Source organism: Serratia sp. PL7, from assembly GCF_945957435.1.
The window spans coordinates 40,612-62,864 of sequence record NZ_CAMFLB010000038.1 but is presented as its reverse complement, the minus strand read 5'-3'; the positions used below and the strand labels follow the sequence as shown (position 1 = coordinate 62,864).

The 22,253-nt window shown below is 54.4% G+C and carries 18 protein-coding genes and 6 tRNA genes; 11 read left to right on the top strand and 13 right to left on the bottom strand.

The window, feature by feature from the left end; translation table 11 throughout:
• Window positions 1–253: 253 nt before the first annotated feature.
• From N6G83_RS50895 to N6G83_RS50880, 4 genes are all read right to left on the bottom strand, one after another.
• Window positions 254–329, bottom strand: a tRNA-Lys gene (locus N6G83_RS50895).
• Window positions 330–362: 33 nt separating this feature from the next.
• A tRNA-Val gene (locus N6G83_RS50890) sits at window positions 363–438 on the bottom strand.
• Between the two features lie 38 nt (window positions 439–476).
• Window positions 477–552, bottom strand: a tRNA-Val gene (locus N6G83_RS50885).
• A 33-nt stretch (window positions 553–585) separates the two neighbouring features.
• Window positions 586–661: transfer RNA gene (locus N6G83_RS50880), tRNA-Val, on the bottom strand.
• Window positions 662–944: 283 nt separating this feature from the next.
• Between N6G83_RS50880 and gltX the strand changes: the two genes are divergently transcribed.
• From gltX to N6G83_RS50865, 3 genes are all read left to right on the top strand, one after another.
• Window positions 945–2,360, top strand: coding sequence for a glutamate--tRNA ligase (gene gltX, locus N6G83_RS50875; RefSeq protein WP_024527144.1), 1,416 nt, complete (start codon window positions 945–947; stop codon window positions 2,358–2,360).
• 220 nt (window positions 2,361–2,580) lie between these two features.
• Window positions 2,581–2,656, top strand: a tRNA-Ala gene (locus N6G83_RS50870).
• 62 nt (window positions 2,657–2,718) lie between these two features.
• A tRNA-Ala gene (locus N6G83_RS50865) sits at window positions 2,719–2,794 on the top strand.
• Between the two features lie 180 nt (window positions 2,795–2,974).
• Here N6G83_RS50865 and N6G83_RS50860 read toward each other — a convergent pair.
• Complete coding sequence (locus tag N6G83_RS50860) at window positions 2,975–4,162, bottom strand: NupC/NupG family nucleoside CNT transporter (protein ID WP_021178662.1); 1,188 nt, start codon at window positions 4,160–4,162, stop codon at window positions 2,975–2,977.
• A 378-nt stretch (window positions 4,163–4,540) separates the two neighbouring features.
• Here N6G83_RS50860 and N6G83_RS50855 point away from each other — a divergent pair, with 378 nt between their 5' ends.
• Complete coding sequence (locus N6G83_RS50855) at window positions 4,541–5,779, top strand: Nramp family divalent metal transporter (RefSeq protein ID WP_024527145.1); 1,239 nt, start codon at window positions 4,541–4,543, stop codon at window positions 5,777–5,779.
• Between the two features lie 124 nt (window positions 5,780–5,903).
• On the opposite strand, the gene N6G83_RS50850 is transcribed toward N6G83_RS50855, so the two are convergent.
• The gene (locus N6G83_RS50850) at window positions 5,904–6,290 is read right to left on the bottom strand and encodes a DUF2502 domain-containing protein (RefSeq protein ID WP_024527146.1); all 387 of its coding nucleotides are present in this window, start codon (window positions 6,288–6,290) and stop codon (window positions 5,904–5,906) included.
• Between the two features lie 257 nt (window positions 6,291–6,547).
• Window positions 6,548–7,537, bottom strand: coding sequence for an L-glyceraldehyde 3-phosphate reductase (gene mgrA, locus N6G83_RS50845; RefSeq protein WP_065683015.1), 990 nt, complete (start codon window positions 7,535–7,537; stop codon window positions 6,548–6,550).
• Window positions 7,538–7,781: 244 nt separating this feature from the next.
• Between mgrA and N6G83_RS50840 the strand changes: the two genes are divergently transcribed.
• Complete coding sequence (locus N6G83_RS50840; RefSeq protein WP_211136128.1) at window positions 7,782–9,443, top strand: alpha-keto acid decarboxylase family protein; 1,662 nt, start codon at window positions 7,782–7,784, stop codon at window positions 9,441–9,443.
• Here the strand turns inward: N6G83_RS50840 and N6G83_RS50835 are convergent.
• Window positions 9,419–10,309, bottom strand: coding sequence for a LysR family transcriptional regulator (locus N6G83_RS50835; RefSeq protein WP_074030334.1), 891 nt, complete (start codon window positions 10,307–10,309; stop codon window positions 9,419–9,421). The genes N6G83_RS50840 and N6G83_RS50835 overlap by 25 nt on opposite strands.
• A gap of 99 nt (window positions 10,310–10,408) precedes the next feature.
• Between N6G83_RS50835 and N6G83_RS50830 the strand changes: the two genes are divergently transcribed.
• Both N6G83_RS50830 and N6G83_RS50825 read left to right on the top strand, forming a co-directional pair.
• The gene (locus N6G83_RS50830) at window positions 10,409–10,867 is read left to right on the top strand and encodes a multidrug/biocide efflux PACE transporter (RefSeq protein WP_211136127.1); all 459 of its coding nucleotides are present in this window, start codon (window positions 10,409–10,411) and stop codon (window positions 10,865–10,867) included.
• Window positions 10,868–10,936: 69 nt separating this feature from the next.
• A complete protein-coding gene (locus N6G83_RS50825) occupies window positions 10,937–11,629 on the top strand; it encodes an aspartate/glutamate racemase family protein (protein WP_024486101.1) in 693 nt (230 codons plus the stop codon).
• Here the strand turns inward: N6G83_RS50825 and N6G83_RS50820 are convergent.
• Window positions 11,626–12,873 (bottom strand): ion channel protein, encoded by a 1,248-nt coding sequence (locus N6G83_RS50820; protein ID WP_211136126.1) that lies wholly within the window; start codon window positions 12,871–12,873, stop codon window positions 11,626–11,628. The genes N6G83_RS50825 and N6G83_RS50820 overlap by 4 nt on opposite strands.
• A 332-nt stretch (window positions 12,874–13,205) precedes the next feature.
• Here N6G83_RS50820 and glk point away from each other — a divergent pair, with 332 nt between their 5' ends.
• Window positions 13,206–14,168, top strand: a complete 963-nt coding sequence (gene glk, locus N6G83_RS50815) for a glucokinase (protein ID WP_024531243.1) — start codon at window positions 13,206–13,208, stop codon at window positions 14,166–14,168.
• A 72-nt stretch (window positions 14,169–14,240) separates the two neighbouring features.
• On the opposite strand, the gene N6G83_RS50810 is transcribed toward glk, so the two are convergent.
• Complete coding sequence (locus tag N6G83_RS50810; protein ID WP_024486104.1) at window positions 14,241–15,467, bottom strand: OFA family MFS transporter; 1,227 nt, start codon at window positions 15,465–15,467, stop codon at window positions 14,241–14,243.
• 384 nt (window positions 15,468–15,851) lie between these two features.
• Here N6G83_RS50810 and N6G83_RS50805 point away from each other — a divergent pair, with 384 nt between their 5' ends.
• Window positions 15,852–16,166 (top strand): DUF2502 domain-containing protein, encoded by a 315-nt coding sequence (locus tag N6G83_RS50805; RefSeq protein WP_211136124.1) that lies wholly within the window; start codon window positions 15,852–15,854, stop codon window positions 16,164–16,166.
• Here N6G83_RS50805 and N6G83_RS50800 read toward each other — a convergent pair whose 3' ends face one another.
• The 3 genes from N6G83_RS50800 to N6G83_RS50790 form a co-directional block, all read right to left on the bottom strand.
• Window positions 16,167–16,901, bottom strand: coding sequence for a LytR/AlgR family response regulator transcription factor (locus N6G83_RS50800; RefSeq protein ID WP_024531241.1), 735 nt, complete (start codon window positions 16,899–16,901; stop codon window positions 16,167–16,169).
• A complete protein-coding gene (locus N6G83_RS50795) occupies window positions 16,898–18,589 on the bottom strand; it encodes a LytS/YhcK type 5TM receptor domain-containing protein (RefSeq protein ID WP_282440829.1) in 1,692 nt (563 codons plus the stop codon). Before N6G83_RS50795 ends, N6G83_RS50800 begins: the two co-directional genes overlap by 4 nt.
• A gap of 108 nt (window positions 18,590–18,697) precedes the next feature.
• Window positions 18,698–19,942: a DUF1479 domain-containing protein gene (locus N6G83_RS50790; RefSeq protein ID WP_211136121.1), complete on the bottom strand. Its 1,245-nt coding sequence runs from the start codon at window positions 19,940–19,942 to the stop codon at window positions 18,698–18,700.
• Between the two features lie 169 nt (window positions 19,943–20,111).
• Between N6G83_RS50790 and N6G83_RS50785 the strand changes: the two genes are divergently transcribed.
• Complete coding sequence (locus N6G83_RS50785) at window positions 20,112–20,654, top strand: GNAT family N-acetyltransferase (RefSeq protein WP_074030347.1); 543 nt, start codon at window positions 20,112–20,114, stop codon at window positions 20,652–20,654.
• 119 nt (window positions 20,655–20,773) lie between these two features.
• The gene (gene alaC, locus N6G83_RS50780; protein ID WP_074030349.1) at window positions 20,774–22,006 is read left to right on the top strand and encodes an alanine transaminase; all 1,233 of its coding nucleotides are present in this window, start codon (window positions 20,774–20,776) and stop codon (window positions 22,004–22,006) included.
• Window positions 22,007–22,253: the final 247 nt, after the last annotated feature.

The following is a 22,253-nucleotide window of genomic DNA, read 5'->3' as shown; positions in this document are numbered from 1 at the left end:
GAGGGAGATATCACCGTTGGCTGAGGAGGCGGTTGCCGGGGAGGTCAAAAGAAGTAGGGGGCGAGCATTTGGCACCTGTACGGTGGGTCGTGCAGGATGACCGGCCGCCGCCGTTGTCTCGCAAGCGAGACTCGAACCTGAACGCAGGTTCTCACCCACACGACCCTTCTTTGCGTATGTGCTGAGGGAGACGGTACTCTTGTGGGGAGCGCACATGCGAAAAAGGCGCCTAAAGGCGCCTTTTTCTAAATGATGGTGGGTCGTGCAGGATTCGAACCTGCGACCAATTGATTAAAAGTCAACTGCTCTACCAACTGAGCTAACGACCCACGAATGTGGTTTACTGCTGTCTGAAACTGAAATGGTGGGTGATGACGGGCTCGAACCGCCGACCCCCTCCGTGTAAAGGAGATGCTCTACCAACTGAGCTAATCACCCACTTCAGGACTTCCAGATACTACCAAATGAGAGAATGATGGTGGGTGATGACGGGCTCGAACCGCCGACCCCCTCCGTGTAAAGGAGATGCTCTACCAACTGAGCTAATCACCCTCATTGTTCTCATTTCTTACTGCGTTAACAAGATGGTGGGTGATGACGGGCTCGAACCGCCGACCCCCTCCGTGTAAAGGAGATGCTCTACCAACTGAGCTAATCACCCCGTCTTGTTGGAGTCGCATTATAGGGATAGTTGAAAGTGAGTCAACGGTTTTTAAAATGATTTCAATCGTTCGCCGCAAATTTAGACAGGATGCGATATTTATCGCCGACCAGGATGATTCTTTACACAGTATCATGCGTAGTGGGCCGCAAAGCGTAGCGGCCGATAGCGTGTCGGCGTTGAGGAATTAGCATGGAGTGGTAGAATGTCGTCCACTATTTTACATTCCGAGCAATCGTCGGCACTCCGCTGACACGCGTTGCGTAATAAGGCAGTGAACCCAATGAAAATCAAAACCCGTTTCGCCCCAAGCCCGACCGGCTATCTGCACGTCGGCGGCGCCCGTACTGCGCTCTATTCCTGGTTGTTCAGCCGCCATTTCGGCGGTGAGTTTGTATTGCGTATCGAAGATACCGATCTCGAACGTTCAACCCAGGAAGCTATCGACGCAATTATGGATGGCATGAACTGGTTAAACCTGGATTGGGATGAGGGTCCGTACTTCCAGACCAAGCGTTTCGATCGCTACAATGCGGTGATTGATGAAATGCTGCAACAGGGAACGGCCTATAAGTGCTATTGCTCGAAAGAACGCCTGGAAGCGCTGCGCGAGAAGCAAATGGAAAACGGCGAGAAGCCACGCTATGACGGCCATTGCCGTGATAGCCAGTGCAGCCACACAGATGACGAGCCACACGTTGTGCGTTTCCGTAACCCGCAGGAAGGCTCGGTCATCTTTGACGATAAAATCCGTGGCCCGATCGAATTCAGCAACCAGGAGCTGGACGATCTGATCATTCGCCGTACTGACGGTGCGCCAACCTATAACTTCTGCGTAGTGATCGATGACTGGGATATGGAAATCACCCACGTGATCCGTGGTGAAGACCATATCAACAACACACCGCGCCAGATCAACATCCTGAAAGCGCTGGGGGCACCGGTGCCGGAATATGCTCACGTGTCGATGATCCTGGGTGATGACGGTAAAAAACTGTCCAAACGCCATGGTGCCGTTGGCGTGATGCAATACCGCGATGACGGCTACCTGCCGCAGGCATTGTTGAACTATCTGGTGCGTCTGGGTTGGTCCCACGGCGATCAGGAAATCTTCTCTATCGACGAGATGAAAGAGTTCTTCACCCTGGATGCGATCAACAAATCCGCCAGTGCCTTCAACACCGAAAAGCTGCAGTGGTTGAACCATCACTACATTAACCATATGCCAGCGGAAGAAGTGGCGGTCTATCTGGCATGGCATGTTGAGCAGCAGGGGATTGAAACCCGTAACGGCCCGGAATTGAAAGATCTGGTCAAACTGCTGGGCGAGCGTTGTAAAACCCTCAAGGAGATGGCGGAGTCTTGCCACTACTTCTACCAGGACTTCAGTGAGTTCGACGCCGATGCGGCGAAGAAGCACCTGCGTCCTGTCGCACGCCAGCCGCTGGAGGCCGTGCGCGCCAAACTGGCCGCTATTACCAACTGGACGCCAGAAAACGTGCACGACGCCATTCAGGGCACCGCAGACGAACTGGGCGTGGGCATGGGTAAAGTAGGGATGCCATTGCGCGTCGCGGTCACTGGCGCTGGCCAGTCACCGGGCATGGACGTTACCGTACATGCTATCGGCCAGGCTCGCTCCCTCAAGCGTATTGATCAGGCGTTGGCTTATATTGCCGAGCGTGAAGCGCAAGCCTGACCGTTAGTTGCCAGCTAAACCGACAAAGCCCTGCGAAGCGATTCGCGGGGCTTTTTTCTTGCCGGTTTATTTTGTGCCCAAAGCGGCGGTTTTTTAGCATTAAACGCGCTGATTTGGCGGCTTTTTCAGCGCTTGATCGAGGAATTCAATTTAGCCGTTGACAGGGTTTCTGGGGTTTCATATTATGCGCCCCGTTCACAGGATTTCGTGATTGTGGATTGGGGCTATAGCTCAGCTGGGAGAGCGCTTGCATGGCATGCAAGAGGTCGACGGTTCGATCCCGTCTAGCTCCACCAACCTTTTATCTCAGGAAGGTTGGGGAATACCGTAACGCACGGTTAACGCGTACCACTTTTGTGGGGCTATAGCTCAGCTGGGAGAGCGCTTGCATGGCATGCAAGAGGTCGACGGTTCGATCCCGTCTAGCTCCACCACCATTTGAAAAGCCGACCCAAGGGTCGGCTTTTTGCTTTTGTGCTGTAAGAACACCGCCGCATGTTGTGTCTATTCCTCCCCTTCAGTTCGAGCAGTATTGTCATTGGGCCATCAAATAAAAAACGCCCGATAAACTTCATCGGGCGTCTTAAGACTAAAATTTGTCGATTCTAAAGCTGTTAGCCCAGAACCAGGCCTGTGATGGCCGCTGACAGCAGGCTAACCAGAGTTGAGCCGTAAACCAGCTTCAGGCCGAAGCGTGAAACCACGTTGCCCTGATGCTCGTTCAACCCTTTAATCGCACCGGCTACGATACCGATAGAAGAGAAGTTGGCGAAGGACACCAGGAACACGGACAGGATGCCCATGCTGCGTGGGGACAGCTCAGCACCGATTTTCTGCAGTTCCATCATGGCGACGAATTCGTTGGAAACCAGCTTGGTGGCCATGATGCTGCCAACCTGCAACGCTTCGTGCTTAGGCACGCCAAGGACCCAGGCAAATGGATAGAAGAAGTAGCCCAGGATTTCCTGGAAGCTCAGGCCGAAGATGGCGCTGAACAGGCCGTTAAGCGCGGCAATCAGGGCGATAAAGCCAATCAGCATCGCGGCAACGATAATCGCCACCTTGAAGCCTGCCAGAATGTATTCACCCAGCATTTCAAAGAAGCTTTGGCCTTCGTGCAGATTGCCGAGGTGCAGCTCTTCTTCTTTACTGGTGTCATAAGGGTTGACCAGTGAGAGGACGATAAAGGTGCTGAACATGTTCAGTACCAGCGCTGCCACCACATACTTGGCATCCAGCATGGTCATGTACGCACCAACGATAGACATGGAAACTGTCGACATCGCGGTAGCGGCCATGGTGTACATGCGTTTTTCTGACATCTTGCCCAGCACATCTTTGTAGGCAATGAAGTTCTCAGACTGGCCCAGGATCAACGAACTGACGGCGTTGAAGGATTCCAGTTTGCCCATACCGTTCACTTTAGACAGCACGGTCCCGATGATGCGGATGATAAACGGCAGTACTTTGATGTATTGCAGAATACCGATCAGGGCAGAGATGAACACGATTGGGCACAGCACCTTCAGGAAGAAGAAGGCCAGACCTTTGTCACCCATCCCGCCGAACACAAAATCAGTCCCTTGCCCCGCAAACCCGAGCAACTTGTCGAACATTGCTGCAAAGCCTTTTACAAAGCCTAAACCTGCTTCTGAGTTCAGGAAGAAATAGGCCAGTAATACTTCAATAACCAACAACTGAATAACATAGCGGATGCGGATGTTTTTACGATCGCGGCACACTAACAGGGCCAGGATCGCAACCACCACTAACGCTAACGCAAAGTGCGCAATATGGGACATGTTTGCTCCAAATTTGAGGCAGGCTGAATTTCGGTTGTCATTTTATGTAACGCCAAGTTTAAAAACGAGACATTCATAGCAAATATGGAAAATCATAGTGGAGATAGTCCTAATCTATGACGGCAAAGCACCAAAGATCAAGATGTTAATAAATATGCGTGTTCGTGGCATTTTTGTGCTACTTTTATTATCAAGCGTGATCCGCTCTGAACCTTGTGATCCAGAGTAGATGGAAACGCCAGGATTTCATGCGATCTGTTCGATAAAACCTTCGTTTTTGGCTATCGCAGAGATAACCATTATCGCTGCAAATGCACTTGATAATCATTATCATTTAAGTAAAGATGAAGGTGAGCTAAATTAGTAAGGGTTTTCGCTATGCTGAACAGTCGCGCGGTTAACAATACTTCCTCCAGCCGCCCGTCCAGAAAGATCAAACTTTCTCTGATGGGGCCTGCCTTTATCGCCGCCATCGGCTATATCGACCCCGGTAATTTTGCCACTAATATTCAAGCTGGCGCTTCTTTTGGCTACACGCTGCTGTGGGTGGTGGTATGGGCCAACGTCATGGCGATGCTGATCCAATTGCTGTCTGCCAAACTCGGTATTGCTACCGGTAAAAACCTTGCCGAACATATCCGCGATCGCTTTCCGCGCCCTGCCGTCTGGGCCTATTGGGTGCAGGCGGAGATTATCGCGATGGCTACTGACTTGGCCGAGTTTATCGGTGCCGCGATCGGTTTCAAACTGCTGCTAGGGGTAACGCTGTTGCAGGGCGCAGTCCTCACCGGTATTGCCACCTTCCTGATCCTGATGCTGCAAAAACGCGGGCAAAAGCCACTGGAACTGGTGATTGGCGGCCTGCTGCTGTTTGTGGCGATGGCCTATATAGTAGAACTGGTATTTTCTCAGCCGCAACTGAGCGGGTTACTTAGAGGGATGGCGATCCCGGATTTGCCAAACGGTGACGCGGTGTTTCTTGCTGCGGGGGTGCTAGGGGCAACCATCATGCCGCATGTGATTTATTTGCACTCCTCGCTGACGCAGACCGCCGGTAAAGACTCTAAAGCAGAACGCTATTCGGCCACCAAGCTGGACGTGGCGATCGCCATGACCATTGCCGGTTTTGTTAACCTGGCGATGATGGCCACCGCCGCTGCCGCATTCCATTTCAACGGCCACAGCGGCATTACCGATCTTGACCAAGCCTACCTGACGTTGCAGCCCCTGCTCGGCAATGCGGCGGCCACCATTTTTGGCCTGAGCCTGGTTGCAGCAGGTCTCTCTTCTACCGTAGTAGGTACTTTGGCAGGGCAGGTGGTGATGCAGGGCTTTGTCCGCTTCTATATTCCTATCTGGGTACGGCGGGTGGTCACCATGATGCCATCGTTTATTGTCATTATGATGGGGATGGATGCGACGCGTATTCTGGTTTTGAGCCAGGTACTGCTGAGCTTTGGTATTGCCCTGGCGTTGGTGCCGCTGCTGGCGTTTACCGGCAACCGTGAACTGATGGGGGATATGGTCAACGGTCGTCTGATTCAGAATCTCGGTAAACTGATTGTGTTGGTGGTGGTTGGGCTAAACGGTTATCTGCTGATCAGCAACCTGCTTTAGGATAGTTCCTCTCATCCGACCCTCACTTATGGAGAAGGGATAAACGTGATACAGGTTGACTTCTGTACCTGATGACGATGCCGATCGGCTCCCTCTCCCTGTAGGAGAGGGTTGGGGTGAGGGGTCAATCATCATGATCGTGATGGTGTTTTTCGTGATGATGTTTGTTCTTATGATGTTGTTTTTTATACTTTTTGTAATAGTATTTATCGGCCTTGCGGTAGCGGCCATCATGATAGTAATAATTTTTCTGCCAGTAATCGCGGTCACGCCAGCGATAGCCATCCCAATAGTAGCCCCGGCGGCTGCGCTCCCCTAAATCACGCCCCTGATGGCCATGCCACCAATCGCGATCGCGCCAGTCGTAACCGTCCCAGTAATTGCCCCGTTTGTCCTGGTCACCAATCTGCAGTGAGACCCCCGGCAGCAAATCAATATTGACGCTGCTAGCATGGGCGATGGGTATGAAAAGCGCCACCAGAATGGCAGCGGTAAACAGAGGTTTGAACATTTAGGCTCCCTTGGCCGGGTACCGATAATGAAGCACGTTCATCGGTATAGGTTTTGGCCATGCAAAACGGTTGTTATCCCTCGTTCTTTAACGCTATGCGTAAAATCCATGAGGTATTTATCCGAGGGATGCTATCGCCGTGGAGCGGCTGCGCCTTTGGGGAAATTCTGAAAGCCATGGGGAACACCAGGGATTGGGAGTTATCTGAGGAGGAAGGTGAAAAAACCGCCGATAATCCACCGGCGGTTTGTAAGCGATTACATCAGTATCTGCTCAATCTTGGCGATTTCTTCTGCGCTGAACTTACGGTTGGCCAACATACCGACCGCATCTTCAATCTGGCTGACTTTGCTAGCACCGATCAAAACGGAAGTGACCCGATCGTTGCGCAATACCCAGGCCAGCGCCATCTGCGAAAGCTTTTGGCCACGCTGTTCTGCCAGCGCGTTCAGTTGGCGAACCTTTTGCAGTTTCGCTTCGGTAATCTGCTCGGGAGTGAGCGATCGGCTGCCGCTCGCTGCGCGTGAATCAGGCGGAATGCCTTGCAGATAGCGATCGGTCAGCATGCCTCCGGCCAATGGTGAGAAGGCGATAGACCCCACGCCATGCTCTTCCAGCGTATCCAGCAACTCGGGTTCGACCCAGCGTTCAAACATCGAGTACTTCGGCTGGTGGATCACGCAAGGAGTACCAAGCTGTTGCAGTATGGCAAATGCCTGCCGCGCCCGTTCGGCCGGGTAATTCGATAACCCGACATACAGCGCTTTCCCTTGGCGGACTATCAAATCCAGCGCCGCCATGGTTTCTTCCAGCGGCGTATCTGGGTCAGGGCGGTGATGGTAGAAGATATCCACATAGTCGAGCCGCATGCGTTGCAGGCTCTGGTTCAGGCTGGCGACCAGGTATTTCTTCGATCCCCAGTCACCGTAGGGGCCAGGCCACATGGTGTAGCCCGCCTTGGAAGAGATAATCAGCTCATCGCGATAAGGCTGGAGATCCTGATGCAAAATGCGGCCGAAATTCTCCTCGGCAGAACCCGGCGGTGGCCCGTAGTTATTGGCCAGATCGAAGTGGGTAATGCCAAGATCGAAGGCACGATGTACCAGACTGCGCGCATTGTCATACAGCGAGCTATCACCAAAGTTGTGCCACATACCGAGCGAAACGGCTGGCAGTTGCAGCCCGCTGCGGCCACAGCGGCGATATTCCATATTCTGGTAGCGGGCAGGCTCAGCTTGATAAACCATATAATCCTCATCGACGGCGGGAAATGATATTCAGTGTATGCGCTTACATCTGGGTTGTCAGAGTGCCAGATCACGCTAATTGTCCGCCATTTATTCAAATTGCTTATGGATGATCTCTACTGCATACCGTTAGTGCGTAGATGTAAAGTGAGGTTTCCAGTGCCTCTTGCCGATAAAGTTCGAAAATTCGGCAGCATCTTTAATACTTAATACTAACCATTCTCCCGTTACCTAGGTGATGATCATGAGCAAGAGCTATACGGTGGCAGATTACCTTCTCGATCGGTTAGCCCAGATTGGCATTCGCCACTTTTTCGGCGTACCGGGAGATTACAACCTGCAGTTTCTCGATCACGTTATTGATCATCAGCAGATAACCTGGGTCGGCTGCGCCAATGAGCTAAACGCCGCCTATGCTGCCGATGGTTATGCCCGCTGCAAGCCTGCCGCGGCACTGCTGACCACCTTTGGCGTGGGTGAATTAAGTGCGATAAACGGCATTGCCGGTAGCTATGCCGAATACCTGCCGGTGATCCACATTGTTGGCGCCCCGGCTTTGCGAGCCCAGCGTGCCGGGGATTTGTTGCACCATTCGTTGGGGGATGGGGATTTTGGTCATTTTGCCCGCATGGCGAAAGAGGTCACTATCGCCCAGGCCAGCCTGACGGCCAGCAATGCGGAAGCGGAAATCGATCGCCTGTTGACCACCGCACTTTACGAGCGCCGCCCGGTGTACCTGCTGTTGCCAAGTGACGTTGCTGAAGCTCCGTTGGCTTCGCGCCCGGTACCTTTAGTGTTACGCCAGCCCAATCTGTCCGACGTTTCCCTACAGGCATTTATCGCCGCCGCACGGGGAAAACTGCAGGCAGCGCAGAAGGTTTCCCTGCTGGCGGATTTCCTGGCCGAACGCTTTGGTGCCGAACCGGTGCTGGAACAATGGATGAATGAGGTCAATATTCCTCATTCCACATTACTGTTAGGCAAAAGCGTGTTGGATGAAACCCATGCCTGCTTCACCGGAACCTATGCCGCAGCCGCGAGCGATCCGCAAGTCAGGCAGCAGATTGAGGGGGCCGATGTGGTGATTAACGTCGGGGTGCGTTTCACCGACGCCATCACTGCCGGTTTTAGTCATAACCTGCCCGTGGATAAATGCATAGATATTCAGCCGTTCGAGGCAAGGGTTGGGCAGCAGGTATTCAGCCAGGTCCCGATGCGGGACGCGGTGAAGGCTTTGCACCAACTGACGTTATCGTTGGCCAGCAAATGGACGTTGCCGTCGATCAAACGGCCAGCGCTGCCAGGTCCCAGTGCCAGCGGTCTGGATCAACATGGTTTCTGGCAGCAGATCCAAGACTTCTTGCTGCCGGGAGATATCCTGATTGCGGAGCAGGGTACCGCCTGTTTTGGCGCTGCGTCGCTGACGTTGCCGCAGGGGTGCCGGTTTATCGTACAGTCCTTATGGGGATCGATCGGCTATACCTTACCGGCGGCGTTTGGCGCGCAGACTGCCGAGCCTCAGCGTCGAGTGATATTGCTGATTGGTGATGGAGCCGCTCAGCTTACCGTGCAGGAGTTGGGGAGTATGTTGCGCGATGGGCAAAAGCCGGTGATCTTGCTGCTGAATAATGACGGTTACACTATCGAGCGAGCCATCCATGGGCCGGAACAGCGCTATAACGATATTGCGCAATGGAACTGGACGCGGCTACCGCAGGCTTTATCGCTCGACCATAAGATGAAGTGCCTGCGTGTCACCGAGCCTGAGCAACTGCGTGCGGCGCTTGGAGAGGTCGGTGGTTGCGAGCAACTGGCGTTTATCGAGGTGGTGCTGCCGAAAATGGATTTTCCCGAACTGCTAGATAGCGTTTCACGGGCCATTCAATCGCGTAATGCGGCGGCCTGATCGGTGGCATTCTCCAGCAGGCGATCCAATAACCACAGCCCCGCTGGCCCCGGCGGGGTAAGCTTGGACCATACGGCGTCTACCGAGATGGTTTGCGGCCAGCCACGCATTTTCAGCTCTGTCAGACGTTGCTGTCCGTACTGTTTGACCAGCCAGTGCGGCAATATCGCCCAACCCGCCCCTTGTTCCGCCATCTCCAACAGCATCAGATAGCTGGGTGCCGACCAGGTTCGCCCGCGCGGTTTGGCCGCGTTGTTGCTGGTATAGGTGTTGAGGTAAAGTTGGCGGCTGCTGGCAAGGTGGGCTTGTGTCAGGACAGGGAGATGGGTCAGTGGATGGTCATGAGCAACAAACAGCCCCATTTCAGTCTGTTCTGGCAGCCTGGAGACGGCAATCTCGGGGGGATAGGTGGGTTGAACCGCCAGCATCCCCAAGTGAGCGCGGCCAGTCTGTAGCAGATCCAGCACATCCTCCCCTTCGGCGATCATACATTCCAGCTCGATATCCTGATAACGCCGCTCGAAATGTTTCAGCAGGTTATCGTGATGGTTGGGTTGATAGGTATCGGAAAAAACGATGGTCAGCCGTGGTTCGATATTGTCGCCCAAGCGGATGCTCAACGCATCGAGCCGTTCGCTGGCCGCGAGAATTTCCTGCACGTGGCCCAGCACCTTGCGGCCGGCCTCCGTCAATACTGGTTGGCGGGCTTGGCGATCGAACAGCGTCAGTCCGAGATCTGCCTCCAGATTGGCAATGGCGGTGCTGATGGTGGATTGGCTTTTGCGCAACCTGCGTGCGGCGGCAGAAAACGAGCCTAACGCGGCGGCCTCAACAAAGGCCAGGAGGGCTTCTGGGGAATAGCGCATGATGTATCTACTTTATCGATGGAACCTATTTTTAATCTACGCAAAAAAGCGATGATAATCACCTGACTTTTTCAATAATGATCACAAAGCAGGTGAAGTATGCAGTTGCAAAACAAGTCGTTGACTGAACGTATCGTTCACGCAGTGGGATTCGAAGCTATCGCTGTAATGATCTGTGCCCCTGTGGGGTCATGGTTGCTTAACCGCTCTATGGCACAGGTCGGGACGCTGGCGATCATGTTATCTACTGTCGCCATGCTGTGGAATATCGTCTATAACTCGATCTTTGATCGGCTGTGGCCGGTGAGCCGAGTGGTCAGAACGCTCAAAGTGCGTATTGGCCATGCCTTTGGCTTTGAAGCCGGGTTTGTGCTGATTGGTCTGCCGATAGCCGCCTTTATGCTCAATATTTCGTTGTGGCAGGCCTTTGTGTTGGAGATTGGTTTCTTCCTGTTCTTCCTGCCCTATACCATGGCGTATAACTGGCTCTACGATACCCTGCGCCAGCGTTGGTTCGAGCCGCGCCAGGCTCAGGCTAGCAGTTCGCGCAGCAAATAATTGCTTCGTCAGTCGGGTCGTTCTCGGGTAATGTCTGGTTGATAGTGAGTCAAAACCAAGGAGAACCGAATGAAAGTGTTGGGATTATTGGGCGGGATGAGTTGGGAATCCACCATTCCCTATTACCGAATGATCAACGAGCAGGTGAAACAGCGGCTTGGTGGCCTGCATTCAGCCAAAATCGTGCTCTACAGCGTGGATTTTCATGAGGTGGAACGCTTGCAACACCAAGGTGATTGGGAAGGCGCTGGCCGTTTGCTGGCAGGGGCCGCCGCTTCGCTGCGTGCTGCCGGTGCCGAAGCCATCGTGATCTGTACCAACACTATGCATAAGGTGGCGGATGCGGTGGAACAGGCCAGCGGTCTGCCACTGATCCATATTGCCGATGCCACGGCATTGCAGGTACGGCAGCAAAATATTCGCCGTATCGGCTTACTCGGTACGCGCTTTACCATGGAGCAGGATTTTTACCGTGGGCGTTTGCAGGATAAATTTGCTATCGAAGTGGTCACGCCGGATGCTGCCGATCGCGATATCGTACACCGCATCATTTATGAAGAGCTGTGCCTGGGCAAGATCGTTGATACCTCACGCGATGAATATCGCCGGATTATTGCCAAGCTGGAACAGCAGGGCGCCGAGGGGATTATCTTTGGCTGCACCGAGATCGGCCTGTTGGTTAGCGCACAAGATGCCGCGGTGCCGGTGTTCGACACCACGGCAATTCATGCGCATGCCGCTGCCGAGTATGCTCTGGCCTAGTCTTCATGCGGAGGCTGGTATTTTACTACCAGCATTAAAGGTTTGCCCGCCAGCACTAACCAGGCGGGCAACATCACAATACACAATATCGGTAACAGGTGCAGCTCTGGCACCACCGCCACGGCCATAAACAGGCTCAGCCAGCCGTCGCGAGTCACTACCAGCACCAGCCCCATAATGGCACAAGAAACGGTGATCGCTGCCGGAACCGCCGGAACATGTTGATGCAACATCAACCCCAGTGCGACACCGATAAATACCGCCGGGAAAATACGCCCGCCACGGAAGCCACTGGCGGCAGCTACCACCAGGGCGGCCAGCTTGGTCAGGGTGATCACCAACAATTGGCTGGTGGTGAAACTGCCGTCGACCACCAACAGTTTCATCTCATCCAACCCTTTGAACAGGGTGATATCTCCGCCAATGACCCCAAGGATACCCAGCAACAGACCGCCTAGCCCGAGCATCAATACCGGATTTTTCAGCGAATGGAACATGTGGTGCATACGTGGGAAGCACCAGATCGCCACCATCCCCAGAGCAATAGCGATCAGCGCGACCACTGAGCCGCTGAAGATATCGCGTAGCCGGGTCACCTCGTAAGCATCAAGCTGTAGGGCAAAGTTCGGGGTAAAGAACATCTGGGTAGTGACGGCCCCGGCGGCAGCGGCCATCAGCGGGGCAAACAGCCGGTCCCACAGGGGGACTTCGCTATTCCCCCCCAGCGTTTGCGAGAAAATCAGGGCGGCGGCAACCGGTGTACCAAACATCGCGCCAATCGTGCCCGCGGCGGCGAGGATGATCCAGTCCATCTTGGGCACTTTGGGTAATAGTCTGGCCCCGAGTGCGACCACCAGGGCAATATTGATGGCGGTGATCGGGTTTTCCGGCCCCAAACTGACGCCGCCTGCCAGGCCGATCATCAAAGCTAACGCCAACCCCGGCACGGCGGATAGCGGCAAAGGCATGCCTATCAGTGATTCGGTAGCCGGATCTGGCCCGGCATGGCCCGGTACGAAACGTATGATCAACCCAATGGCTATACCGGTCAGCGTGAGAATACCTATGGTCCACCAGGGTGAATGGCTATCGATATTGAGCAGTTCCGGGAGGCGAGTCCACAGTAAACTCTGCAGCATGCTGGCACTTTCCATCAGCAAGATGAGGATCAGGCTGGAGACAGAACCGATAACGATCGCGGGCAGGGCGAAGGCCAACATAGCATTGGCGCGCGGATGCAGCATGCAGGATCCCTTGTTGTTACGTCCCTGATTGGCAGGGAAAACAGAGAGTAAAGCCAGCAGAATCGCCAGGCCCCAGAGAAATGGTTTGCATAGTATATAGCTCCAACGGAGCGATTTCGCTAATGGTAGCCGCACGCCATCGCTTTCATCTCACGTTTTTTGCGCCAATCTGTAACCGCCGGTATAAATCGGTGAAAACGGTGCTGGCTGAAACGATTTTTGTGATCGAGATCGCTATTGCGCAGCGGGCCACAGAATGGCGATTGTTGTTTGGGCGGCGTGATTTTACAGTGTACCCAATTTCGCATTATTCATTTTAGGGAGAAACACCGATGACCTATGCCCTCGTAGGTGATGTTGGCGGCACCAATGCCCGCCTGGCGCTGTGCACTGTCGAGACGGGCGAGATCGCCCAGGCGAAAACCTATTCTGGTCTGGAGTTCGATAGCCTGGAAGCGGTGATCCGCCAATACCTGGCCGAGCTGCAACTGGAGGTTCAGGATGCCTGTATTGCCATCGCCTGCCCGGTAACGGAGGATTGGGTCGCCATGACCAATCACACCTGGGCCTTCTCCATCAAAGCGATGAAAGAAAGCCTGGGCTTAAAGCACCTGGAAGTGATTAACGATTTTACCGCGGTTTCGATGGCTATCCCGATGCTGTCCGAAGATGACGTGTTGCAGTTTGGCGGTGGCAAAGCGCAAAAGGATAAACCGATTGCCGTTTACGGTGCGGGTACTGGCCTGGGGGTAGCGCATCTGGTGCACGTTAACCGCCGCTGGGTGAGCCTGCCGGGTGAGGGCGGCCACGTGGATTTTGCACCGAACAGCGAAGAAGAGGACATCATCCTCGAGGTACTGCGTGGCGAAGTAGGGCACGTCTCAGCGGAGCGTGTGCTGTCTGGCCCTGGGCTGGTGAATCTGTACCGTGCCATCGTTAAGGCAGATAAGCGGCTACCCGAGAAGCTGGAGCCAAAAGACATCACCGAGCGTGCGCTGGCGGACAGCTGTACCGATTGTCGCCGTGCCTTGTCACTGTTTTGCGTGATTATGGGGCGGTTTGGCGGCAACCTGGCGTTGAACCTGGGGACGTTTGGTGGGGTGTATATCGCCGGGGGCATCGTGCCGCGCTTTATGGAGTTCTTCAAGGCCTCCGGGTTCCGCGCCGCCTTTGAAGACAAGGGCCGCTTTAAAGACTATGTACGTGAAATTCCAGTCTTTATGATCACCCATTCCCAACCGGGGCTGCTGGGAGCCGGTGCCCATCTACGCCAGACACTGGGGATACACCTGTAATCAGCCAATAAAAAAGGGGCGCTACCAGTTTGGCTGCGCCCCTTTTTTTGCCGACCAAAGACTATGGGGTGATTAGCCGTTGGCCTTAGCCAATACCGGCTCTGCGTGAGACTCTTCTTCCTGCTCAACCGCTTTCGGCGCTTTGATAAACAGGGTGATCAGCAGTGAAATCACCGACAGCACACCCATCACCATAAAGGTCGCGTGGAAGCCGCCGAAGTGGTTGGCAACAAACGACCCTGCCAGCGCGCCCAGACCAAAGCCCTGATAAATGATGCCGTAGTTTTTGCTGTGGTTTTTCAGACCGAAGAAGTCACCGACAATCGCCGGGAAGACGGTAATGTTGCCACCGAAGCAGAAAGCAACCGCACCGACGCAGATAAAGAACAACGTATGGCTCAGCGTCACGAAGCTCAGTGCGGCAATCGCCAGAATAGTGACCAGCATGGTGAAGCTGATGACGCGCATACGGCCTACTTTATCGGACAGGGTGCCCAGAATGATGCGGCCTGCGGTATTGAAGATTGCCACGGCGGAAACGGTGTTGGCGGCGGTGGCCAAATCCATCCCAGCCAGCTGTACGCCCATGTCTTTAACGATACCAATCAGATACAGGCCACTCATGCAGGCCGCGAAGAAAATCACGAACAGCATGTAGGCTTCTTTGCTGGCCAGCATCTGGCGCACGGTGTAATCGTTGCCCAGCGTGCCGTGGTTAGCCTGTTGGTTAACCTGCACCGGTTCTTTGAGCAGCATGGAGCCCAGCACAATCAGCGCCATCACGATCACGCCCCAGTAGAAGAAGGCGGCAGAGACGCCGGCACCGCTAATCAAGGCGGCGTTAACATATTTGAACAACAGGCTGCCGCTGCCGAACGCCCCGACGGAGATGCCGGAAATCAGCCCTTTGTTGTCTGGGAACCATTTGATCAAGTTAGACAGCGTAGAGATGTAAGCGATACCCACCGCAAAACCGACCACCACGCCCGCTAACAGATAAATCATATCCAGCGATTGCACGTGGGCGCTGGCAATCAATCCCAGGCCGACCAGCACGCCGGAGACCAGCGTCAGATTACGAATACCGAAACGCTCTTGCAGTTTACCGGCGAACAGTGTGGCAAAGGCCAGGAAGAAGCTGGTGATCGAGAAGGTGGTAGCGACATCGCCAAGGCCCCAGTGGAACTTGTCTACCAACGGCTGGTTGAACAGACTCCAGGTATAGATAGTGCCGAGGCCCATCTGGCAGATGATGGTGCCGAGAACGATTAAGCTGCGATTTGCCGGTTTGCTGTTCATGGCCGGTCTCCTTCCTGTAATGGCGTTGCCTATTGGCAAAATTAGCAAGGCCACCAGAGCCCTGCGGTATGGGCTTATTATAAAGGGGGCGATCGTTGCCAATGGCGGATCGGGAATGAACTGCCGCTGCCGAGGAATGAAATGCCGTTATCGCTGCATGAGTTGCCGAATAAGGGCCAAAATGCTGTTGGAATGCGGCCTGCCGGGCGTGATCTATATCAAAGATATGTCAAATAGATGGCTAAACCGACGCGGCAAACTGTGTGGTAATTGTGAAGGATATGTCTGAAAGACGTAATTGGGCTTTCGTCCTATAGAGAACGTACCGGTGCGGAACTACTGTGATGGGGAAATGGACAGGTTCTGTTCTCTGGGAGTTACCCAATGAAAAAAATGCTGTTGTTATTGGCTGCGTTGCTGCCGCTGTCACTGCCTGCGGTGAGCCATGCGGATGTTTCTGTCGGGATCAATGTGCCCGGTATGTCGGTGCATATTGGCGATCGTGATGACCGTGGCCATTACTGGGATGGTTATCGCTGGCGTGAACCACGCTGGTGGTACCAGCATCGCCCACGCGAATATTATGGCCCACGTGAATACTATGGGCCGCCACCGCGTGAATGGCGTGATGGGCCACGTTATCACCGGATGCCGCCTCCGCCACCACCGGGTTATTATCGTGGAGGTCCACGCTGGTAATTACAGGCGCATCAGTTGGCGGAACGCCTTGACCTTGCTGCGGCTGACCGGAACTTCAAAATCCAGATCGCTCAGCCGCAGAATATAGGTGTTGTTGAACCATGGAACGATTTCCCGGATCTTGGACAGATTGACGCAATACGACCGGTGGCAGCGGAAGAAAAACTCTTCCGGCAGCCGTTGGTAAAACTCGGTGATATTCATCGGCATCACAAACTCTTCGCGCCGGGTATAGACCCGCGTGACTTTCTCATCGGCGGCGGCGTAGTAGATGTCGTTGATATCCGTGACGATGATGCGCTCGTCTTTGATCAGGTTGATGCTGTGGCTGGTGCGATTTGCTGGTGCGCTAGGCTCCGGCGTCTGCGCCGGTCGGCTATGCAATGCTTCCAGCTTTTGCAGCATGGTGATGATACGTGCTTCATGATACGGCTTGAGGATGTAGTCGAACGCCTCGATCTCAAACGCCTCCACCGCATGTTCTTTATAGGCGGTGATAAACACGATCGACGGACGATGCGCAAACTTGCTGATGTTCTGCGCCAGTAATACGCCGTCTAACGACGGAATATTGATATCGAGGAAAATGGCATCGACCTGATGGGTTTGCAGGTATTTCAGCACGTCAAGGCCGTCTTCAAAGGTGGCTTCGATGATGATATTACTATGTTTATTAATTAGATAAGTCAGCTCTTGCTGGGCGAGAAACTCATCTTCCACAATGATGGCTTTCATAGCTGTTCCCCGACAGGTTGTGGGCTGTTTTCGCTCTGCAGTTTATTGCCATTTTTGGTGACATAGAAGGCGATTTCCGTTCCCGGCTCCAGCCGTCGGATGCGCAATCCTTCGCCGTAGAGCAATGAAACCCGGTGATGTACGTTGAGCAGGCCGATATTGTGGCCAGGCATTTCATTGCGCGCTACGCGTTCGATTACCATCGGATCGATGCCGTTGCCAGTATCCTTCACCGAAATCCTGACACGATCGCCCCGATCTTTCACCGCGATCACCACCACGCCTTTCCCTTTACAGGGTTGAATACCGTGCACGATGGCATTTTCCACCAGCGGCTGGATCAGTAGACTGGGGATGCGCACGGCAATATCGTCGTCGATGTCATAAATCACCGTCAGCTTACTGCCGAAGCGCGCCTGCTCGATGGCGATATAGTCCTGGATCTGATGCAGTTCCTTACGGATATCGATCAGTTCGTCGTTCAGTTCCAGGTTATAGCGCAGGTAACGTGAGAGGTTGATGATCAACTGGCGGGCAGTATCCTGGTTAAGCCGGATCGACGACGAGATGGCGTTAAGCGCATTAAACAGGAAATGCGGATTGATTTTGCTTTGTAGCGCGCGCATTTCGGCCTTGTCCGCCATTTGGCGCAGATGCTCAATGCGCGAGACTTCCATCTGGGTGGAGATAATCTGCGACAGACCAACCGCCATCACCTTCAGCGTATTGGTGATCTGATGGGCATGGCAGTAGTAAATTTTCAGTGCCCCGGTCACCTCACCCTTTTCCCATAGAGGGATCACCAGTTGGGAATGGATCTGCGGTGCGGTCTGGTTCTCGAGGTTGTTTTTGATGATGATTTTGCCCTGCTGGATGCTTTCCAGCGTGACTCGGCTCAGCCCTGCGCGCCCGAGTGGGTAGTGCTCTGCTCCCACGCCAACGTAGGCCAGCACATGTTGGGTATCGGTGATGGCGACCGCATCGGCATTGATATCGTGGCGGATAATTTCGCAAATGGTGGTCAGCGATTCGCTATTGATATTACGGAAATAGGGCAGTGTTTTACGGGCGATATCCAGCGCCAGCTTGGCCTGCCGCGCCGCAATCACCTCTTTCTCGTCTTCGACGCTTTGCACCAGCAGCACGATCAGGCCGATACACACCGTGCCGAGGATCATCGGCAGGGCAATTTTAGACACGATATCCAGCCCGAGTTCGGTGGGTTTGGCCCAGGCAACGATCAGCAGCATGGTGAGTGATTCGCACAGCATGCCTCCCAAGATCCCGGCACGCCAGCGCTGGCCTTTCTTCACTTTCAGGTTGATATAACCGGCACCGATCCCGGCAATAATGCTGGTGATCAGGCAGGGAACCGAGGTGATACCGTCGATATCGATCAGATAGCGGTGCAATCCGGCGATAATGCCGGTAATGATGCCGACCCAGGGGCCAAACAGGATCCCCCCGGCCATAATGGCAATCACGCGTACGTTAACCAGAGAGCCTTCGACGTTGATGCCAGAATAAGTACTGAACAGGGCGAACAGAGAGAAGATGGCCGTGACTGCGGCCAGTTCCAGCGGAGTATGATCTTCCTTTTGCAACAGCTGGCGAAACAGCCGGGTGCGGGTGAGGAAAAACAGGCAGATCAACATCAGGGCGGCACGATCGAAGACCGCTAACAACATTTCAAAAACAGGGTGCACAACGGCGGCTCACTGCGACGAACGGGAGACCACAGTATATCACAGCGTGGCAATGACCGCGGTGGCCGGAGCACACCGCGATCATCAGGGCTATTTGATACCCAATTGCGCCTTGCCTAGCGGCGTCAGCAGGTCAACGGTGGCGCGGCCAATGAAATCCACTTCGAAATCATCCGCAGCAAAATCCACCGGGCTTTTGCCGGACAGGAAGCTTGGCAACTGCCGTTGCAGATAGGCATCGTTCTTCTCGCAACCCGGCGCGGCGGCGATGTACATCACGTTGCTGTCGAACTCGCCGTTATGCTCGTTTTCTACCGAATGGATCACGTCACAGTGCCAGAATACCGTATCTCCCGGCTCCAGGTCGGGAATAGGGGATAACCCACCTAATAAAAGGGGATGCCATTGTTCCGAGATAGAGAGCGCCCGGCCTGGTGCGGCTCCGCACAGATCGTCATCCGCCACATCGTCTTGCAGGGCACGCAGCAGGATATAGGCCATGGCGTTGGCGATCGGTACCACGTTCAGCGTTCCGGCGTGGGTGCGTTGCGGTGTCAGCGCCGTCCAGCCCTGGAAGGTGCGGAACATGGAACAAACCGCCGGTGAGGCAATCTCGCGCACTTCGGTGCGGCCATCGGCGGCAAAGGGATCGTATTGCTGCCAGTTGCCGGAGAACACGTGACGATAGACATAGCGGAAATTCTCATCCAGCCAGCGTTCGATGGTGCCGCTATCCACATGCGGGGAAAGGCCCAACGAAGAGGAGTTTGGCGGGCGGCGGCGGGTTCGGTCGGCATAGGTAGCAACACGCGTTGGGTCAAAGTGCTGTTTACCGTTGCTTTCGGTTGCCCATAGGCTGTTGAGGAACACCTGCACCGCATGCATGCGCTGATCTTGACGAGCCTCGACCTGAGGCTTTGACCAGTAAATGCCATAGATCTGTGGCTTACTGGCAGCCAGTTTGCCAAAGTAGTTATCTTCGGCGGCATTTTTTAGCCGCTCGACGAAATTATTGCGTTCGAGATAATCGCCGATCTCCTGGTTCCAGGCCTCGGCTTTGCTGCGTGGGAATACGCCCCGAATTGCGCACACGCCGCGCTGTTTAATCAGGGCAATTTGTTGTTCGGTAACACGTTGTTGCAGGATATCTTCGGCGTCCACCTGCGGCACCGGGTCCTGGCCGTTGGCCAGTTCCTGACGGATTTGCTCCACCTGCTGGCGAATATTGTCTTCCAGTTCCAGGAAGACTTCGCGATAGTTGGGTAAAGCCTGGCGTAACTGCTGCTTGACGCTTTTTATTGCGGCAGGAATATCATCGATGAGTAATGAAGCCATGGTGTTCTCCTTGGCCCGCCGGTGGGCGAGGATGGTGGTGGTAGGGTAGTGTTATAAAGTTGCTGTTTTGTTGTAACCTAGTTAACGATTATCTGGGTTTAATAGGGGAAAATAAAGGGATGTCTTTCATTCGTAACTTCCTCTCTTTCGTTTTTCGGAGATTTACCTGATGAAATTGGAAACACCGCGCTTGCTGCTGACATCACTAACGGCAGATGACTGGCCGTTATTCCTACGTTTGTTCCAGGATCCCCAGGTGATCCGTTACATTGCCGATCCGCTGCCGGAACACGAGATCCGTGAACGTTTTGAAGCACGCTTGCCCGCATGGGATAAGCATTGCGATCGCTGGTTGTGTCTGGTGATGAGAGAAAAAAACAGCGGTCACGCGGTGGGAATGACCGGGTTTCGCCCTGAGTGGTCCCCTTGCCAGCAGGCCGAAGTGGGTTTTGGCAGCCTGCCGGAAGGGCAAGGGAAAGGTTATGGCAAAGAGTCGCTGCCCGTGATCTTGGACTTTGCCTTCAATGCCTGCGGGTTTCACAAAGTGTATGCCACGGTGACAGAGGGGAATTTAGCCTCACGGGGTCTGTTGGAGAGCTGCGGTTTTCAACTGGAAGGGACGTTGCGTGACAATTTCCGCCTGGCGGACCGGTGGTGTAATGACTGGCGGTTGGGGTTGCTGGCGACGGAGTTTGCGGCTGCCAAACGGTAAAAAAATTGTTATGCGGGGGGCTCGACAGCCTGACAAGGCTGAGTTATGTTCGATGTTCGGCCATTCTGTGGCCAGCGTCGCTCGGATGGTCCGGGCGCTAACGTCTCTTCGAGGTAGCTATGTCTGATAACAACCCGCGCCGTTTCACGCGCATCGAACGCCTGCCCCCTTATGTATTTAATATCACCTCTGAACTGAAGATGGCCGCGCGCCGTCGCGGGGAAGATATTATCGATTTCAGCATGGGTAACCCGGACGGCCCGACGCCGCCGCATATCGTAGAGAAACTCTGCACCGTAGCCCAGCGTGACGATACGCATGGCTATTCAACCTCACGCGGTATTCCGCGCCTACGCCGAGCTATTTCGCACTGGTACCAAGAACGCTATCAGGTCGATATCGATCCTGAGAGCGAAGCCATTGTGACCATCGGCTCGAAAGAGGGGCTGGCGCATCTGATGTTGGCAACGCTCGATCACGGGGATACGGTGCTGGTGCCGAATCCAAGTTACCCGATCCATATTTATGGCGCGGTGATCGCCGGTGCGCAGGTGCGTTCCGTGCCGCTGGTGGACGGCGTGGATTTCTTTGGTGAGCTGGAGCGCGCCATTCGTGAAACCATTCCGCGGCCAAAAATGATGATCCTGGGCTTCCCGTCCAACCCGACGGCGCAGTGTGTAGAACTGGATTTCTTTGAGCGGGTAGTGGCGCTGGCGAAGCAGTATGACGTGCTGGTGATCCACGATCTGGCCTACGCCGATATCGTCTATGACGGCTGGAAAGCACCTTCGATCATGCAGGTGCCGGGAGCCAAAGACATTGCGGTAGAATTCTTCACCTTGTCGAAAAGCTATAATATGGCCGGCTGGCGGATTGGCTTTATGGTGGGTAACCCTGAGCTGGTTAGCGCATTGGCACGCATTAAAAGCTACCACGACTACGGCACTTTTACGCCGTTGCAGGTGGCCGCTATCGCCGCATTGGAAGGCGATCAGCAGTGTGTGTTGGACATTGCCGAGCAGTATCGCCAGCGCCGTAACGTGCTGGTGAAAGGGCTGCACGAAGCCGGCTGGATGGTAGAGAACCCGAAAGCCTCGATGTATGTGTGGGCCAAAATTCCTGAGCCTTACGCGCATCTGGGGTCGCTGGAGTTCGCCAAGCGTCTGTTGGCGGAGGCTAAAGTGTGCGTATCGCCGGGGATCGGCTTTGGCGATTACGGCGATACCCATGTGCGTTTTGCCTTGATTGAAAACCAGGATCGTATCCGCCAGGCGGTGCGCGGCATCAAGGGGATGTTCCGTGCCGATGGGTTAATCAAGCCAGCTAAAACGGCAACCCCTGCTACCAAATAACCCCTCATCTTGAGGGAGCTGGTGTGTTGCCTGAGACTCGGCAATCGCTGTTGCCCCTCACCCCAACCCTCTCCCACAGGGAGAGGGAGCTGTTAGCCCCAGCTCGTTTGGAAGTAAAGCGATAATCTCAGCAAGCTCGATTGTCTCTCATCCAAGGTAAGTCACCACAATTTCAAACATGCCCCTCACCCACTCCCACAGGGAGAGGGAGCTATTAGCCCCAGCTCGTTTGGAGGTAAAGCGATAA

What these genes read in the sequence shown, in the direction of transcription:
- gltX (WP_024527144.1), top strand. Translation starts at nt 945, where the DNA reads ATGAAAATCAAAACCCGTTTCGCCCCAAGCCCGACCGGCTATCTGCAC.
- N6G83_RS50860 (WP_021178662.1), bottom strand. Translation starts at nt 4,162, where the DNA reads ATGTCCCATATTGCGCACTTTGCGTTAGCGTTAGTGGTGGTTGCGATC.
- N6G83_RS50855 (WP_024527145.1), top strand. Translation starts at nt 4,541, where the DNA reads ATGCTGAACAGTCGCGCGGTTAACAATACTTCCTCCAGCCGCCCGTCC.
- N6G83_RS50850 (WP_024527146.1), bottom strand. Translation starts at nt 6,290, where the DNA reads ATGTTCAAACCTCTGTTTACCGCTGCCATTCTGGTGGCGCTTTTCATA.
- mgrA (WP_065683015.1), bottom strand. Translation starts at nt 7,537, where the DNA reads ATGGTTTATCAAGCTGAGCCTGCCCGCTACCAGAATATGGAATATCGC.
- N6G83_RS50840 (WP_211136128.1), top strand. Translation starts at nt 7,782, where the DNA reads ATGAGCAAGAGCTATACGGTGGCAGATTACCTTCTCGATCGGTTAGCC.
- N6G83_RS50835 (WP_074030334.1), bottom strand. Translation starts at nt 10,309, where the DNA reads ATGCGCTATTCCCCAGAAGCCCTCCTGGCCTTTGTTGAGGCCGCCGCG.
- N6G83_RS50830 (WP_211136127.1), top strand. Translation starts at nt 10,409, where the DNA reads ATGCAGTTGCAAAACAAGTCGTTGACTGAACGTATCGTTCACGCAGTG.
- N6G83_RS50825 (WP_024486101.1), top strand. Translation starts at nt 10,937, where the DNA reads ATGAAAGTGTTGGGATTATTGGGCGGGATGAGTTGGGAATCCACCATT.
- N6G83_RS50820 (WP_211136126.1), bottom strand. Translation starts at nt 12,873, where the DNA reads ATGCTGCATCCGCGCGCCAATGCTATGTTGGCCTTCGCCCTGCCCGCG.
- glk (WP_024531243.1), top strand. Translation starts at nt 13,206, where the DNA reads ATGACCTATGCCCTCGTAGGTGATGTTGGCGGCACCAATGCCCGCCTG.
- N6G83_RS50810 (WP_024486104.1), bottom strand. Translation starts at nt 15,467, where the DNA reads ATGAACAGCAAACCGGCAAATCGCAGCTTAATCGTTCTCGGCACCATC.
- N6G83_RS50805 (WP_211136124.1), top strand. Translation starts at nt 15,852, where the DNA reads ATGAAAAAAATGCTGTTGTTATTGGCTGCGTTGCTGCCGCTGTCACTG.
- N6G83_RS50800 (WP_024531241.1), bottom strand. Translation starts at nt 16,901, where the DNA reads ATGAAAGCCATCATTGTGGAAGATGAGTTTCTCGCCCAGCAAGAGCTG.
- N6G83_RS50795 (WP_282440829.1), bottom strand. Translation starts at nt 18,589, where the DNA reads ATGTTGTTAGCGGTCTTCGATCGTGCCGCCCTGATGTTGATCTGCCTG.
- N6G83_RS50790 (WP_211136121.1), bottom strand. Translation starts at nt 19,942, where the DNA reads ATGGCTTCATTACTCATCGATGATATTCCTGCCGCAATAAAAAGCGTC.
- N6G83_RS50785 (WP_074030347.1), top strand. Translation starts at nt 20,112, where the DNA reads ATGAAATTGGAAACACCGCGCTTGCTGCTGACATCACTAACGGCAGAT.
- alaC (WP_074030349.1), top strand. Translation starts at nt 20,774, where the DNA reads ATGTCTGATAACAACCCGCGCCGTTTCACGCGCATCGAACGCCTGCCC.